Origin of the sequence: Bradyrhizobium sp. LA6.8 (assembly GCF_040547935.1) — a bacterium.
Classification (GTDB): Bacteria; Pseudomonadota; Alphaproteobacteria; order Rhizobiales; family Xanthobacteraceae; genus Bradyrhizobium; species Bradyrhizobium barranii.
This window is the reverse complement of record NZ_JBEPQQ010000001.1, coordinates 559,154-572,845: the sequence shown is the minus strand read 5'-3', so window position 1 is coordinate 572,845 and position 13,692 is coordinate 559,154. Positions and strand designations below refer to the sequence as shown.

Here is a 13,692-nt window from a genome sequence, read left to right as displayed (position 1 = left end):
CATCATGGCCCGCGTCTATGTCTCAACCGTCGTCAATGCGCGCAACGATCGCGTCTGGGCGCGGGTGCGCGACTTCAACGGCATGCCGAACTGGCATCCCGCGATCGCGGAAAGCCGGATCGAGGGCGGCGAGCCCTCGGACAAGATCGGCTGTGTCAGGGATTTTCGCCTGCGCAACGGCGACCGCATCCGCGAAAAGCTGCTCGGCCTTTCCGACTACGACATGTTCTGCACCTATTCGATCCTGGAATCCCCCATGGGCGTCGAGAATTACGTCGCGACGTTGCGGCTGACGCCGGTCACCGACGGCGACCAGACCTTCATGGAGTGGACCGCCGAGTTCGACTGCGCACCCGAACGGGAAGCGGAGCTCGTCGGCAATATCGGCGGCGGCGTGTTCCAGGGCGGCTTCGACGCCCTCAAGCGCCAGTTCGGAGGGTGAGCTTCGTGCCGCATATCGTCAAGAGCACGATCCTGGATGCGTCCACCGATGCGGTGTGGAACGTGCTGCGCGATTTCAACGGACACGATCGCTGGCATCCGGCGGTCGCGAGCTCCACGATCGAGCGCGCGCACTCCCCTGACAAGATCGGCTGTGTCAGGCGCTTCAAGCTGCAGGATGGATCTGAGCTGCGCGAGCAATTGCTGGCGCTGTCCGATCTCGAGCAGACCTTCAGCTATTGCCTGCTCGATACGCCGGTGCCGATGTTCAACTACGTGGCGCACGTTCGCCTGCTGCCGGTGACCGACGGCGACCGCACCTTCTGGCACTGGGAGTCGCGCTTCAGCACCAGGCCGGAGGACCGCGATCGCATCATCCACATGGTCGCAGAAGACATCTATCAAGCCGGCTTCGAGGCGATCCGCCGGCACTTGAAGGAGGCGGTATAGCAATGGCCGTGACAGTGAAGACTTTTGCCAGCACCAGCGAAGCGGCCGGCGCGCTGTCGGCAGATCGCGGCGCACGCTATCTCGGCGGCGGCACGCTGGTGATGCGGGCGCTGAACGAGGGTGACGTCTCGGTCTCGACCGTCATCCGCGCCAGCGACCAAGCCCTGACCCGGATCGACGCGTCGGGCCCGCGCGTGACGCTCGGGGCCGGCATCACCTTCGCAAGAGTCCTCGCCGAGCGCGACCTCGGCTTCCTGCACGCCCCTGCCCGCTCGATCGGCGGACCTGCGGTGCGCAACATGGGCACGGTCGGGGGCAACCTGTTCGCGCCAAGTCCCTATGGCGACTTCACGGTGGCGCTGCTTGCGCTCGATGCCACCGTCGCCGTGCAGGGCGGCTTTGGCACGCGCGACATCGCCATCGAAGAGTTCTTGCAGTCGCGCGAGCGGCAGGCCGGCACGCTGGTGCTCTCGGTGTCCTGCGCACGGCCGGCGAGCGCGGACGCCTTCCGCTATCACAAGGTCGCCCGTATCAAGCCAAAGGGCGGCTCCGTCATTACGCTCGCAGCCCATCTGCCGATCAGCGGCGGACGGATCGCCGGGGCACGGATCGCGCTGGGCTCGATGGCGCCGACCCAGATTCGGGCACGCGCCGCCGAGCGTGTGCTCGAGGGACGTTCGCTGGATGCCGCGACCATCGGAGCTGCGGCGTCCGCCGTTACCGAGGGCACCTCCCCCTTCGACAACGCGCTCGGCAGCGCCTGGTATCGCCGCGAGATCGCCGGCGTCCATCTGCGCCGTCTCCTCTCGGGTCAGGAATAGCTCGTCATGGCCAAGACCGCCCTGCAATTTCGTCATAACGACCGCGACGTCGCGATCTTCGTCGATGGCGGCACCAATCTGCTGGTGGCTCTGCGCGAACTGATCGGCGATATGACGCCGAAATTCGGCTGCGGCCAGGGCGGCTGTGGCACCTGCAGTGTGCTGATCGACGGCGAGCTGCACCTGTCCTGCCTGACGCTGGCGGAGACCGTCGCCGGCCGATCGGTGGAGACGCTCGACGGCCTCAAGCAGGGCCCGAACCTGCATCCGCTCCAGCGCGCCTTCGCCGACAGTTTTGCCGCCCAATGCGGCTATTGCACGCCGGGCATGCTGATGGCCGCAAAGGCGCTGCTCGATCGCAATCCGCAGCCTAGCCGCGCCGAGGTCGTCGAGGCGATCTCCGGCAACATCTGCCGCTGTACCGGGTACGAACCCATCATCGATGCCATCCTCGCCGCTTCAGGCGGCCGGGCCAGCGCCTAAAGGATCTTGTCATGCTGGAACTGCGCAAGGACATTTTCGCCGACGAGCGCGACGACAACCTCAAGGAGATCGGCAAGGGCACGCAGCGCCAGGACATGCTCGGCCATGTCACGGGCACGTCGAGCTATTTCAACGACCACAAGCTTCAGGGCATGCTGCATCTGAAGGTGGTCCGCTCGACGCAGGCCCACGCGCGGTTGCGCCATATCGACACCACGGAAGCCGAACGCTCGTCCGGCGTGCGCCGGATCATCCGCGGCGCCGACGTGCCGCGCAATCTCAACACGCTTCTCAGCCTCATCAACTTCGGCAAGGACGACGAGCCCACGCTGGCGGCGGACAAGGTCCGCTACAAGGGCGAGCCGGTCGTCGCCATCGTCGCGGACAGCGAGCGCGAGGCGTTCGAGGCCATCGCAAAGGTGCGGATCGACTACGAGCCGCTGCCCGTCGTGCTCGACGTCGAGGACGCGCTCAAGTCCGGGGCGCCCGTCGTCAACGAGACCTATCCGAAGAACGCCTTCATCTATCACGACGTCCATGATCACCAGAAGCTGCGCTTCGGCGATGCCGACGCCGCGCTCGCGACCGCCGACCACGTGCTCGAACAGCGCTACCAGATGTCTCCGATCGAGCACGCGCCAACCGAAACCAATGGCGCGATCGCTGCGCCCGACACCAACGGGCGCTACGTCGTCTACACCTCGACGCAGGCGCTGTTCTTCTCGGTCGACACCTGCGCCAAGATCCTGGACCTGCCTTCCAACACCTTTCACTTCATCGGCGGCACGGTCGGCGGCGGCTTTGGCGGCAAGGTGGATACATTGACCGAGCCGCTCGCGATCCTGGGCGCGATGCTGACCGGGCGTCCCGTCCGCTACGTGTTCGGGCGCGAGGAGGAGATGCAATACGGTCCGCCCCGCGGCGCCGAGCGCATCTACATCAAGGACGGCGTGATGCGGGATGGCCGTGTCATCGCGCGAAAAATCCGCGCCTATTTCGACAGCGGCGCCTATACGAGGCTTTCCAGCTACGCCGCCGTGAAATGCGCCGCGCATCTGCCCGGGCCATACACTATCCCCAATGTCTATGGCGACGTCTATTGCGTCTTCACCAACCGGACGCCCGCGACGGCGATGCGCGGTTTCGGCGTCACCGCGATGGATTTTGCGATCGAGTGCCAGATGGACAAGCTGGCAAACCTCGTCGGCATGGACCCGATGGAGTTCCGGATCCTCAATGCCTATCGCGACGGCGACATGAAGGCGCATCGGCGCGAAGCCAAGAACACCGCGCTGATCGAGTGCGTCCAGGTCGCCGCCGAGAAGGCGAAATGGCCGATCCGCGAGGAGTTTAAGCGAGCGTCATCGCGCAAGGACGGCGGCGGCAGCCGCGCCGTGATCCCGCCGACACCGACGGATTCGCGCAGCCGACCGGCCGCGCCAGTCCAGCAGCGCACCAGCTATGACCGGCTCTCGCCCACCGTCACCCGCGAACCACCGCGCGAACCGCCGCCCCCTGCGCCGTCGCCACCTCCACCGCGGCCGGCCGCGCCCTCGCATGGCGCGCCCCGCTTCTCCTCCGTGTTCGGCACCAGGAGGCGCTGATGACCCGGCATCGCGGACGCGGTATGGCGTCGATTAACTATCCCATCGGCATGAATCTCGGCGGCGATCCCAGCCAGGCGTTGGTTCATTCCAACCCGAGCGGCAAGTTCACGGTGGCGCTGTCGTCGATCGACCTCGGCCAGGGCATGAAGTCGGTGACGCGGCAGATCTGCGCGGAGACACTGGGCGTTCCCGTCGAGGACGTCTATGTCGACACCGCGGATTCCGACACCGGTCCGCATTGCATGGGCTCCTTCGCCTCGCGCGGCACCCATCGCGTCGGCAATGCGGTGATGGCCGCGGCGCGCGAGGCACGCGGCGTGATGATGGAGGCGGCCGCCGAGGAGCTCGAGGTCAACGCCGCCGATCTCGAAACCGACGGACGTGGCAACATCCACGTCAAGGGTGCGCCGCATCGCTCGATCTCGACCAAGGACGTCGCCATCGCCGCCCAGTTCAAGCAGGGCAAGACCATCTCCGGCCGCGGCATATTCCTCGTGCCCCTGTCCAACGTCGACCCCGAAACCGGCGAGATGTCGCCGGCGACCTGCTACGCCCATGCCTGTCTCGTGGCGGAGGTCGAGGTCGACGACGAGACCGGTGAAGTCGCGATGGTCCGCATGGACTCCGCCTATGAGCTCGGCCGCGCGCTCAATCCGCGCCTGGTCGAGCAGCAGCTCGTGGGCGGCGCCTGGATGGGCATCAGCCACGCGCTCTACGAGACGACGGAGCCTCACTATCCCGACCCCGTTCACGGCCCCCGCGACTTCGTCGAATATCTGATGCCCGGCCCGGGCGACATTTGCCCGCACGATATCGCCGTGCTGGAGCGCCCCGCGCCAGATGGCCCGTTCGGCGCCAAAGGACCGGGCGAAATGTGCGCCAATCCCGTGCTGCCGGCTGTCGCGAATGCGATTTTCAACGCCGTCGGCGTACGCATCGACGATCTGCCGATTACGCCGGAAAAGGTGCTGCGCGCGATCAAGACCCAGGGCGGCGCGCGGCCACAGGCGCGACGCTGAGACTGGCCATGGCAGTCCGCAGCAACATCGTCGGCATCGACAACCCCGAAGCGCTGGAGAAGGCGCTTCGGGCAGCCTATTACCTCGCCGATGAAGGGCTCGCGACCGCGGCCTATCTCGGCCTTGCCCTCGGCAAACCGCTCCTGCTCGAAGGCGCCCCCGGCGTCGGCAAGACCGAGGCCGCGAAAGCCATCGCCGCCGTCCTCGGCCGCCGCCTCATCCGCCTGCAATGCTACGAGGGCATCGACGCCTCGGCCGCGCTCTACGAGTGGAACTATCCACGCCAGATGCTCGCGATCCGTCAGGCCGGCGACGAGAGCATCGACATCTATGGCGAGACGTTTCTGATTGAGCGGCCGATGCTGGCGACGCTCCGCGCGCCCGACTCGACCGTGCTGCTGATCGATGAGATCGACCGCGCCGACCAGGAATTTGAGGCGTTCCTGCTCGAATTTCTCTCGGACTTCCAGATTTCGATCCCCGAACGCGGCACAGTGCGCGCGGCCGAACGTCCTGTGGTCGTGCTGACGTCGAATCGGACACGAGACCTGCACGAAGCCCTGCGCCGCCGCTGTGTCTATCACTGGATCGACTATCCCACCGAAGAGCGGGAGGCGCGTATCGTGATGCTGCGGGCCTCCAGCGTCGCCGAGGCGACTGCGCGGGCTGTCGTCGCGGCCGTCGGCAAATTGCGCCGCGAGCCGCTCAGCAAGGCACCGGGCATTGCAGAGGCCGTCGACTGGGCTGAAGCGGCGACGCTCCTTCACAAGGGCGGTGCGCGCTGGCCCGACGCCTTCAAGCGCTCGATCGGCGTGGCGCTGAAAGACGAGGAAGACCTGCACTTCATCTCGCCACGGCTCGACGTCATGCTCGCGGAGGCAACCGCATGAGCACCGAGCCGGAGCTTCCGCGCGCCGCCCGCATCTTCGTCTCCTTCGTCGCGCTGCTGCGCGCCAACGGCTTTACCGTCGCGCCCGAGCAGACCACCTCCTATCTCGCCGCGATCGAGCTGCTCGGGCCGCGCGATCTCAACGACATCAGGCAATCGGCGCTGGCCACGCTCGCCCCGCCACCCGAGCGCCGCACGACCTTCGACCGGCTGTTCGACCTGCACTTCCGCGGCAACGAAGCCATCGAACATGTCGATGACGGTGAGGACGACGAGACTGTCCGGCTCCAGGAAGAGGGCCGCGGCGAACAGGACCCCCTGTTCTCCGACGACGCCAACGAATCCGGCCTCGCCGCGACGCGCACCGAGGCGCTGGTGGAGCGCCGCTTCGCCCAGCTCTCCGCCACCGACGCGCTCCGGCGCCTGGCGCGCGAGGCCTCCCGACGCCTGCCGCAGCGTCGCGGCCACCGGCGCATGCGCGCCCGCCGCGGGCCGTTTGCCGACCTACGCCGAACCCTGCGCGACAGCGTGCGGAGCGACGGCGAAATCCTGCGGCTCGGGCACCTGAAGCGGCGTCAGCGCCGACGAAAACTCCTGCTGCTGATCGACGTCTCCGGCTCGATGAAGACTCGCACCGAAGAGAATATGAAGCTGGCGCATACGCTGGTGCAGGCCGCGCCCAATGTCGAGGTCTTCACCTTCGGCACGCGGCTGACCCGCGTCACCCGCCCGTTGCGTCTCAAGCGTCGCGAGCAAGCGCTGAACGCGGCGGCGCACCTCGTCAGCGACTGGGACGGCGGCACCCGCATCGGCGACGCGCTGCAAGCCTTCCTCGCGGTGCCGCGGTTCGGCGGTTACGCGCGAGGCGCGGCCGTCGTCGTCGTGTCGGACGGGCTGGAGCGCGGCGAAGTCGATGCGTTACGCGACGCGGTCGCAAAGCTGTCGCGGCGCGCCTGGCGCGTGAGCTGGCTGACACCGCTCGCAACGGGCCCGGACTTCCGCCCGCAGACCGAGGCGCTGGTGGCCATCGAGCGCTTCGTCGATGATCTCGTGGATGGCGGTTCAAGCGCGTCGATTGTCGCGCACATTCTGACGTTGGGACGGAGGAGAACGGCGTGAGCGACATGGTCGACGGCCATCATCACATCTGGCGACAGGCCGACCTGCCCTGGCTGACCGGCCCGATGCAGCCGCGCATCTTTGGACCCTACGAGCCGATCCGTCGTGATTATCCGATCCGGGAATATCTCGACGACCTCGAGGGCACCGGCGTCACCCGTTCGGTCTATGTCCAGACCAACTGGGCCAACGACCGTTTCGAGGACGAGGCAGCCTGGGTCCAGCAGACCGCCGACGAGCACGGCTGGCCGCATGCCATCGTCGCCTACGCCGACTTCGCCGTCGACGACGTGCGCCCGCAGCTCGATCGCCTGAAGCGCTATCCGCTCGTGCGCGGCGTGCGCATGCAGCTGCACTGGCACGACAATCCGCTCTATCGCTTCGCGGCCAAGCCCGATCTCTGCGTCGATCCCATGGTCCGCCGCAACATCGCATACCTGGCCGACTACGGCTGGAGCTTCGACCTCCAGGTCTTCACGCCGCAGATGCCGGACGCGGCGCAGCTCGCCGAGTCCTGCCCCAGGGTGACCTTCATCCTCCAGCATGCCGGCATGCTGGAGGACCTCTCGCCCGCGGGCCGGGCCGCCTGGCGCGCCGGGATGGCCCGGCTCGCAGTCTGTCCGAACGTGGTCTCAAAACTCTCCGGGCTCGGCACCTTCATCCATCGCAACGATCCCGCGCATATCGCGGCCGTCCTCACCGATACCGTCGCGATTTTCGGCGCGGAGCGCTGCCTGTTCGGCTCCAATTTTCCGATCGAGAAATTGTGGACCAGCTATCGGGAGCTCGTCGGCGCCTTTCGTGCCGCGGCCGCGAGGCTGACGACCGAGCAGCAGGACGCAATTTTCAGGACGACGGCGACGCGCGTCTACCGGCTTTGACAGACAAGAACAGAACAGGGAGGGAAACGAATGGCGCTGGAGATCAAGATCCTGGACTATGGCGATATCGAGCTGGAATCGAGCTTTCTGGTCCTCGGCCGCGACTGCGGCCGCACTCGCCGCGTCCTCACCCTCGGCTTTCTGATCCTCGGCGGCAAATATCCGGTCGTGGTCGATACCGGTTACCGTTCCAACCAGATCATGGAAACGCTCGGGATGCGCGGCCTGCAATACCACGAGCACATGATCGAGAACCAGCTCGCCCGCCACGGCGTGCGCATGGGCGACGTCCGCTTCGTCTGCCACACCCATCTGCACATCGACCACGCCGGCAAGGACGATCTGTTTCCGATGAACACGACCGTCGTCCTCAACCGGAAAGAACTCGAATATTCCGTCTCCGGCTTGATGCATCCGCAATATCCGGCGCCCGACATCAAGCATCTCATCGACCGACTGCACACCAAGAGTGCGCTGCGCTTCCTCGACCTCGAGATCACAGGCCCTATCGAGCTGATGCCCGGCGTCTATTGCGATGCGGCCAACGCACATACCGAAGGCTCGATGAACGTCATCGTCGAGACTGCCGACGGGATCGCGACGATCTGCGGCGACGTGATCTACGACTTCAACGACCAGATCGTCACGCCCTTCAACGAGATCCACGACTGGGAGCCGCGGACGACGGGAAACCACGGCACCAGCAAGCGGGCCGAGAAGGCGTCGATCAAGAAGCTGCTCAGCAATTCGCGCTATCTGCTGCCGGTGCACGACAGGCCGGCCAAGATCGAGGGCGGCATGGTTGTTGGACGGCTGCACGACCAGGTCCCCGGCCCGATCGTGCAGTCGCTGCCCGCGCGCAACTGGTTCCCTGCCTGACGTGAGTTGAGGATATCGACCGATGACGCACGTTACCTTGCGCTCCGAATTCGAGACCCTGATCGACCCCTACGCGCCGGTCGCGCAGGTCGGAACGGGCTTTGACTTCACGGAAGGGCCGATCTGGCATCCGGTCGATCATTATCTCCTGTTCTCGGACATGCCGGGCGACGTACGCCGGCGCTGGGATGCGCGGCGCGGCGTCGCGGAGGTCAAGCGCCCGTCGAACAAATGCAACGGCATGACCTACGATGCCGAGCTCAATCTGATCGTCTGCGAGCACGCGACCTCGTCGCTGATCCGTGAGCGACCGGACGGGCGGCGCGAGGTGCTGGCCTCGCACTTCCAGGGACAGGAGCTCAACAGCCCCAACGACGTCTGCGTACACTCCTCCAGTGCCATCTATTTCTCCGATCCCTGGTATGGCCGCATGCCGGTCTATGGCGTCGAGCGGCCGCGCCAGCTCGGCTTCCAGGGCGTCTATCGCGTCATGCCCGGCGGCGAGCCGAAGCTCGTGGTGGACCGCAATTTGTTCGACCAGCCGAACGGGCTGTGCTTCTCGCCAGACGAGAAACTGCTCTATGTCAACGACACCGTGCAGGCGCTGATCCGCGTATTCGACGTCAACGGCGACGGCTCGCTGTCGAACGCGCGCGTGTTCGCGAGCGGCATCCGCTCCGAGCTGGAGCCGGGCCTGCCCGACGGCATGAAGTGCGACCAGCATGGCAATGTCTGGGTCACCGCCCCGGGCGGTGTCTGGGTCTATTCGCCGCGCGGCGAGTTGCTGGGGAAGGTCCGCGTGCCTGAGCTCGTCGCCAACCTTGCCTGGGGTGGCCCGGATTTCCGCACGCTCTATCTGACGTCGACGCATTCGGTCTATGCCATCCCGACCAAGGCCGGGCCGCGTCATGAGCCCTATATGAGCGGCAAACGCGGCAGCGGCGGCGCAAGTGCCGGTCCCGCGGCTGCCACACCCATCCTCGCCGATGGCGAGATGCGGCTCGATCCAGGCCGCTGCGCCATGATCATTCAGGATCTTCAAAACGACGTCATCATGGATGGCGGCGCGTTCGCCGAGTCAGGCGCACCGGGGCATGCGAAGCAACAGCATGTGGTCGAGAACGTCCGGCGCCTGGCGGAGACAGCTCGCGCGCGCGGCGTCGCCATCATCCATGTCTGGTTCGTGGTCGAGCCCGGCGCCCCCGGCGTGACGCTGAACGCACCGCTGTTCGAGGGTCTCGTCGACAGCAAGGCGATGGTGCGCGGCAGCTGGGGCGCCGCCCCGGTCTCCGGCCTCGAGCCGCGGCCCGGCGATTTCGTCGTCGAGAAGATGCGGATGAGCGCCTGGGAAGGCACCCGGCTGGAGACGATCCTGAAAGCCACCGGCCGCGACATGATCATCAACACCGGCGCATGGACCAACATGTCGGTCGAGCACACCGCACGCACCGGCGCCGACAAGGGCTATTTCATGATCGTGCCGGAAGACTGCTGCTCGACCATGAATGCCGACTGGCACTCCGCCTCGATCAACTTTGCCATGCAGAACGTCGCAATCGTCACCCGGGCGGATGCCGTCATCAGAGCGCTGGGATGAGTGGTGGCAAAGCTCTTGCACCTCTCCTGCTCGCCCCGTGCCGACTCCGAGTCGAGCGCCGGCGCGCGCGTCTTTCTTGACGGGTTTCGGCAGGCCCGTCCGGACTGGGATATCGACGTCGTGGATCTCTGGCGCGAGCGGCTGCCGGAATTCGCAGGTCCCATCGTCGAAGCCAAATATGCGCGTATGAAGGCGCAGCCCTTCAACGACGCGCAACGTGACAGCTTTGCCGAGGCCGAGCGGATGGCGCTGCGGTTTTCACTGGCCGATCGTGTGCTGATCTCGACGCCAATGTGGAACTTCAGCATTCCCTACAAGCTCAAGCAATGGTTCGATGTCATCGTCCAGCCCGGGCTCACCTTTCGGTTCGATCCCTCCCTGGGATATCTCCCGCTGCTGAAGGACCGACCAACCACGGTGATCCTCGCCAGTGGCAGCGATTTCGCCACCGGAATGAACCGCGGGCGCATCGACATGGCAACGCCTTACCTGCGGGAAATTTTGCGCTTTATCGGTATCAGCAATGTCCGTTTCGTGCCGATCGGGCCAACCACCGGGCCGCAACAGCCCATCGAGGCTGCCCGCGAAAGAGCCCATCAGCACCTCGCAGCAATGGCAGCGAACTTCTGAGCACCGTTGAGGCCGCTGCGGCACTTCGCGACACCTATCGAAGCAAGCTGCGCATCACCTGCGAACGCGACTCACGGCAGGTTGTCCCGCAGAAAGATATCGATGCGGATGCGCTCCTGGTCGGGGCTGATGGGCTCACCCGAACAATGCGCGAGCAGAACTCGCGCCGCAGACCGCGCCTCGTGACCGGGATCCTGGTTGATGATGGCATCGAGCGTGCCGCGGACCAGGAAACGCCGCGTGTACTGGGTCAGCTCGTGCGTGATCCAGACCACTTCGCGCGCGCGGCCCGAGGCCTCCAGCGCATTGGCGATGCCGCGGTTCCCGGCGCCGCAGCAGTAGATGCCGCGGAGATCGGCGTGGCGCGCCAGCAGTGCGACCGTGAGCTCCCGGGTGCGCTCGCTGTCGTCGCGGCCTTCGATCACCGGCAGCGCGAGCAGGTTCGGATACTCGCTGGACAGGATCTGGTGGAAGCCGAACTGCCGCTCGGTGTGATCGCGCAGCGATAACGATCCCGCGATCACAGCAACCTTCCCTTCGCTGCCGGCGAGGAAACGTCCCATCAGCGTTGCCGCAGTTCGCCCCGCGGCCGGGTTGTCGATACCGACATAATGGAGCCGGCGCGAACTCGGCGCGTCCGACACAAGAGTCACCACGGCGACCCCGCGCGCGGCGAGCTCGTCGATCGCGGCGCGCACCCTGGGATGGTCCAGTGCGATGACGGCGACGCCCTGATAGGCCGGCGACAGGTTTTCCAGCGCACCGGCGAGCACATCCGGATCGAACACGTCGACATGGAGGATATCGATGAAGCCGCGGTGGCCGGCGAGCCAGTCCGCGGTGCGTTGGACCTGTTCGGCCAGGTTGGTCATGAAGCTGTTACTGCCGCTCGGCAGCACGAAGGCGAAGCGGAACGTCTGCCCGCGGGCGAGCCGCGCGGCCGCGACATCGCCCCGATAGCCGAGTTTTGCTACCGCGGCCTCGACACGTGCGACGGTCTTGGCGCGCACGCCCTCGCGCCGGTTGACGACGCGGTCGACGGTTGCGAGCGAAACGCCCGCCGCACGCGCGACGTCCTCGAGCGTGGCGCGAACGGCCGGCTGCGTCGCACCGGCTGTCATTCGCGCGCGGCCCACAGCATGCCGCGGGTCATCAACGTTCGGATCTCCGGTACGTCGAGCTCGTAAGCGCGGTGGCCGAGCGAGGAGTAGAACACCCTGCCCGCGCCGTATCGCTTCTTCCAGACCACAGGCATCACCACGCCGTCGATCCAGGGCGCGTGCTCGCTGGTGAAGGTCGTCGTCGCCAGCACCTCGTTGGCGGGGTCGACATGCATGTAGTACTGCTCGGAACGATGCTCGAAACTCTTCAGCCCCTTCATGATGGGGTCATCCGGCTTCGTCAAGTCGACCTTGTAGTCGATGATGTTGCCGGGATGCGCGACCCACTGCCCGCCGCACAGGAACTGGTAGTCGACGGACTCGCGGAACGCATCGCACATGCCGCCATGATGCCCGGCCAGCCCGACGCCGCCACGCACCGCCGCGCAGAGATTGAGCGCTTCCGCCTTCTCGATCTTCGACATGGTATAGATCGGGATGATCAGCGACAGATCGTGGATCGCGGGATCGGCGAACGCCGCCGTCGTGGTCTCGACCCGGACCTCGAAGCCTTCGGCCTTCAGCCAGCCGCGGATCATCGAGGCGCAGAGATCGGGATCGTGTCCCGGCCAGCCGCCCCATACAATCATTGCCTTGCGCATGGTCATTCCCTCAGTCGATCTGTCCGGTTTCACGTCCGGCCGGCAGCATCGCCGGCCGCTCCACGCAGCTCCCGATCTTGACCCGGCGTCCTTCGTCGGCGGAGGTCTGGAACGCCTCCATCACCTCGAGCACATGGAAAGCGAGTGCGCCGCTGGCGCGATGCGGACGGTTGTTCAGGATCGCGGAGGCCATGTCGGCGACCCCGATGGAACGAAACTCGCCATCGACATGACCGTGGGTCAGCGGCACCGGCTCCCATTCACCGCCAGTCTTCGCGACCTGCACCTCGCCGCCGAACCGGTTCGGGTCCGGCACCAGCATGCTGCCCTTGTCGCCATAGATCTCGATCGGCGCGTGCCGGTGCTTCGGCACGTCGAAGCTCATCGCGATCGAGACGACCGCCCCGCTCTCGAATTCGAGCGTGCCGGCGACATGGGTCGAAACCTCGACCGGGATAAGGGTGCCGTTCATCGGCTGGCTGGTGACCAACCGCTCGGATTTCGGACGCGCGGTCGAGCCCATCACGCTCGCGACCGGGCCAAGCAGCTGCACGAGATCCGTGATGTAATACGGCCCCATGTCGAGCATCGGCCCTCCGCCGCGAAGGTAATAGAAGCCCGGCGATGGGTGCCAGCGCTCATGGCCAGGGCAGCCGAAGAAGACGCTGCCCGCGACCGGCGTGCCTATCGTGCCATCGTCGATCAGCTTGCGCGCGGTCTGGTGCCCACCGCCAAGAAACGTATCGGGCGCGCAGCCGACGCGAAGGTCCTTTTGCGCGGCGAGATCCATCACCTTGCGGGCTTCCGCGACGTTGATGCCGAGCGGCTTCTCGGAATGAACGTGCTTGCCGGCATTCAGCACGGCGAGGCTGACGTCGGTATGGGCGAGCGGGACCGTGAGATTGATGACGATCTCGACATCCTCCCGCTTGAGCAGTTGATCGACCCGCATCGCTGGCAGCCCGAAGGCGGCGCCCTGCCGCTCTGCCGCATCGCTGCGCATGTCGGCGAGCGCCTTGATTTCCATGACCGGAAAGCGCTGGGCCGCCTTCAGATAGGCGGTGCTGATATTGCCGCAGCCGATGATTCCGATGCCGACTTTTCTCATTGTGAT

The 13,692-nt window shown here is 66.0% G+C and carries 15 protein-coding genes; 12 read left to right on the top strand and 3 right to left on the bottom strand.

Annotated elements, in window-relative coordinates; translation table 11 throughout:
• Nucleotides 1-4 precede the first annotated feature (4 nt).
• The 12 genes from ABIA90_RS02395 to ABIA90_RS02340 are packed head-to-tail and all read left to right on the top strand — an operon-like array spanning nucleotide 5 to nucleotide 10,816.
• Nucleotides 5-442, top strand: coding sequence for an SRPBCC family protein (locus tag ABIA90_RS02395; RefSeq protein WP_014496426.1), 438 nt, complete (start codon nucleotides 5-7; stop codon nucleotides 440-442).
• A gap of 5 nt (nucleotides 443-447) precedes the next feature.
• On the top strand, nucleotides 448-891 hold the full coding sequence (locus ABIA90_RS02390; RefSeq protein ID WP_354117150.1) for an SRPBCC family protein: 444 nt from the start codon (nucleotides 448-450) through the stop codon (nucleotides 889-891).
• Between the two features lie 2 nt (nucleotides 892-893).
• Complete coding sequence (locus tag ABIA90_RS02385) at nucleotides 894-1,712, top strand: FAD binding domain-containing protein (protein WP_354117149.1); 819 nt, start codon at nucleotides 894-896, stop codon at nucleotides 1,710-1,712.
• 6 nt (nucleotides 1,713-1,718) lie between these two features.
• Nucleotides 1,719-2,195, top strand: coding sequence for a (2Fe-2S)-binding protein (locus tag ABIA90_RS02380; RefSeq protein WP_354117148.1), 477 nt, complete (start codon nucleotides 1,719-1,721; stop codon nucleotides 2,193-2,195).
• 11 nt (nucleotides 2,196-2,206) lie between these two features.
• Entirely contained in the window at nucleotides 2,207-3,799 is a 1,593-nt protein-coding gene (locus ABIA90_RS02375) for a xanthine dehydrogenase family protein molybdopterin-binding subunit (protein WP_354117147.1), read from the top strand.
• Nucleotides 3,799-4,821 carry a xanthine dehydrogenase family protein molybdopterin-binding subunit gene (locus tag ABIA90_RS02370; RefSeq protein ID WP_014496431.1) on the top strand — a complete coding sequence of 341 codons (1,023 nt, stop codon included), beginning with the start codon at nucleotides 3,799-3,801 and terminating at the stop codon, nucleotides 4,819-4,821. The genes ABIA90_RS02375 and ABIA90_RS02370 overlap by 1 nt, the downstream gene beginning before the upstream one ends.
• 8 nt (nucleotides 4,822-4,829) lie before the next feature.
• Nucleotides 4,830-5,711: an AAA family ATPase gene (locus ABIA90_RS02365; RefSeq protein WP_028147224.1), complete on the top strand. Its 882-nt coding sequence runs from the start codon at nucleotides 4,830-4,832 to the stop codon at nucleotides 5,709-5,711.
• Nucleotides 5,708-6,829 (top strand): vWA domain-containing protein, encoded by a 1,122-nt coding sequence (locus ABIA90_RS02360; RefSeq protein ID WP_354117146.1) that lies wholly within the window; start codon nucleotides 5,708-5,710, stop codon nucleotides 6,827-6,829. Before ABIA90_RS02365 ends, ABIA90_RS02360 begins: the two co-directional genes overlap by 4 nt.
• The gene (locus ABIA90_RS02355) at nucleotides 6,826-7,710 is read left to right on the top strand and encodes an amidohydrolase family protein (RefSeq protein ID WP_354117145.1); all 885 of its coding nucleotides are present in this window, start codon (nucleotides 6,826-6,828) and stop codon (nucleotides 7,708-7,710) included. The genes ABIA90_RS02360 and ABIA90_RS02355 overlap by 4 nt, the downstream gene beginning before the upstream one ends.
• 30 nt (nucleotides 7,711-7,740) lie before the next feature.
• Nucleotides 7,741-8,589 (top strand): N-acyl homoserine lactonase family protein, encoded by an 849-nt coding sequence (locus tag ABIA90_RS02350; protein ID WP_028147221.1) that lies wholly within the window; start codon nucleotides 7,741-7,743, stop codon nucleotides 8,587-8,589.
• A gap of 22 nt (nucleotides 8,590-8,611) precedes the next feature.
• Entirely contained in the window at nucleotides 8,612-10,186 is a 1,575-nt protein-coding gene (locus ABIA90_RS02345) for an isochorismatase family protein (protein WP_354117144.1), read from the top strand.
• 3 nt (nucleotides 10,187-10,189) lie between these two features.
• Nucleotides 10,190-10,816 carry an FMN-dependent NADH-azoreductase gene (locus tag ABIA90_RS02340; RefSeq protein ID WP_039157148.1) on the top strand — a complete coding sequence of 209 codons (627 nt, stop codon included), beginning with the start codon at nucleotides 10,190-10,192 and terminating at the stop codon, nucleotides 10,814-10,816.
• A 71-nt stretch (nucleotides 10,817-10,887) separates the two neighbouring features.
• Here ABIA90_RS02340 and ABIA90_RS02335 read toward each other — a convergent pair whose 3' ends face one another.
• Genes ABIA90_RS02335 through ABIA90_RS02325 form a run of 3 tightly spaced genes read right to left on the bottom strand, consistent with a single transcriptional unit; the run spans nucleotide 10,888 to nucleotide 13,686 of the window.
• The gene (locus ABIA90_RS02335) at nucleotides 10,888-11,937 is read right to left on the bottom strand and encodes a LacI family DNA-binding transcriptional regulator (RefSeq protein ID WP_354117143.1); all 1,050 of its coding nucleotides are present in this window, start codon (nucleotides 11,935-11,937) and stop codon (nucleotides 10,888-10,890) included.
• Nucleotides 11,934-12,578, bottom strand: a complete 645-nt coding sequence (locus tag ABIA90_RS02330; RefSeq protein ID WP_354117142.1) for a ThuA domain-containing protein — start codon at nucleotides 12,576-12,578, stop codon at nucleotides 11,934-11,936. Before ABIA90_RS02330 ends, ABIA90_RS02335 begins: the two co-directional genes overlap by 4 nt.
• A 10-nt stretch (nucleotides 12,579-12,588) precedes the next feature.
• Entirely contained in the window at nucleotides 12,589-13,686 is a 1,098-nt protein-coding gene (locus ABIA90_RS02325) for a Gfo/Idh/MocA family protein (protein WP_354117141.1), read from the bottom strand.
• Nucleotides 13,687-13,692: the final 6 nt, after the last annotated feature.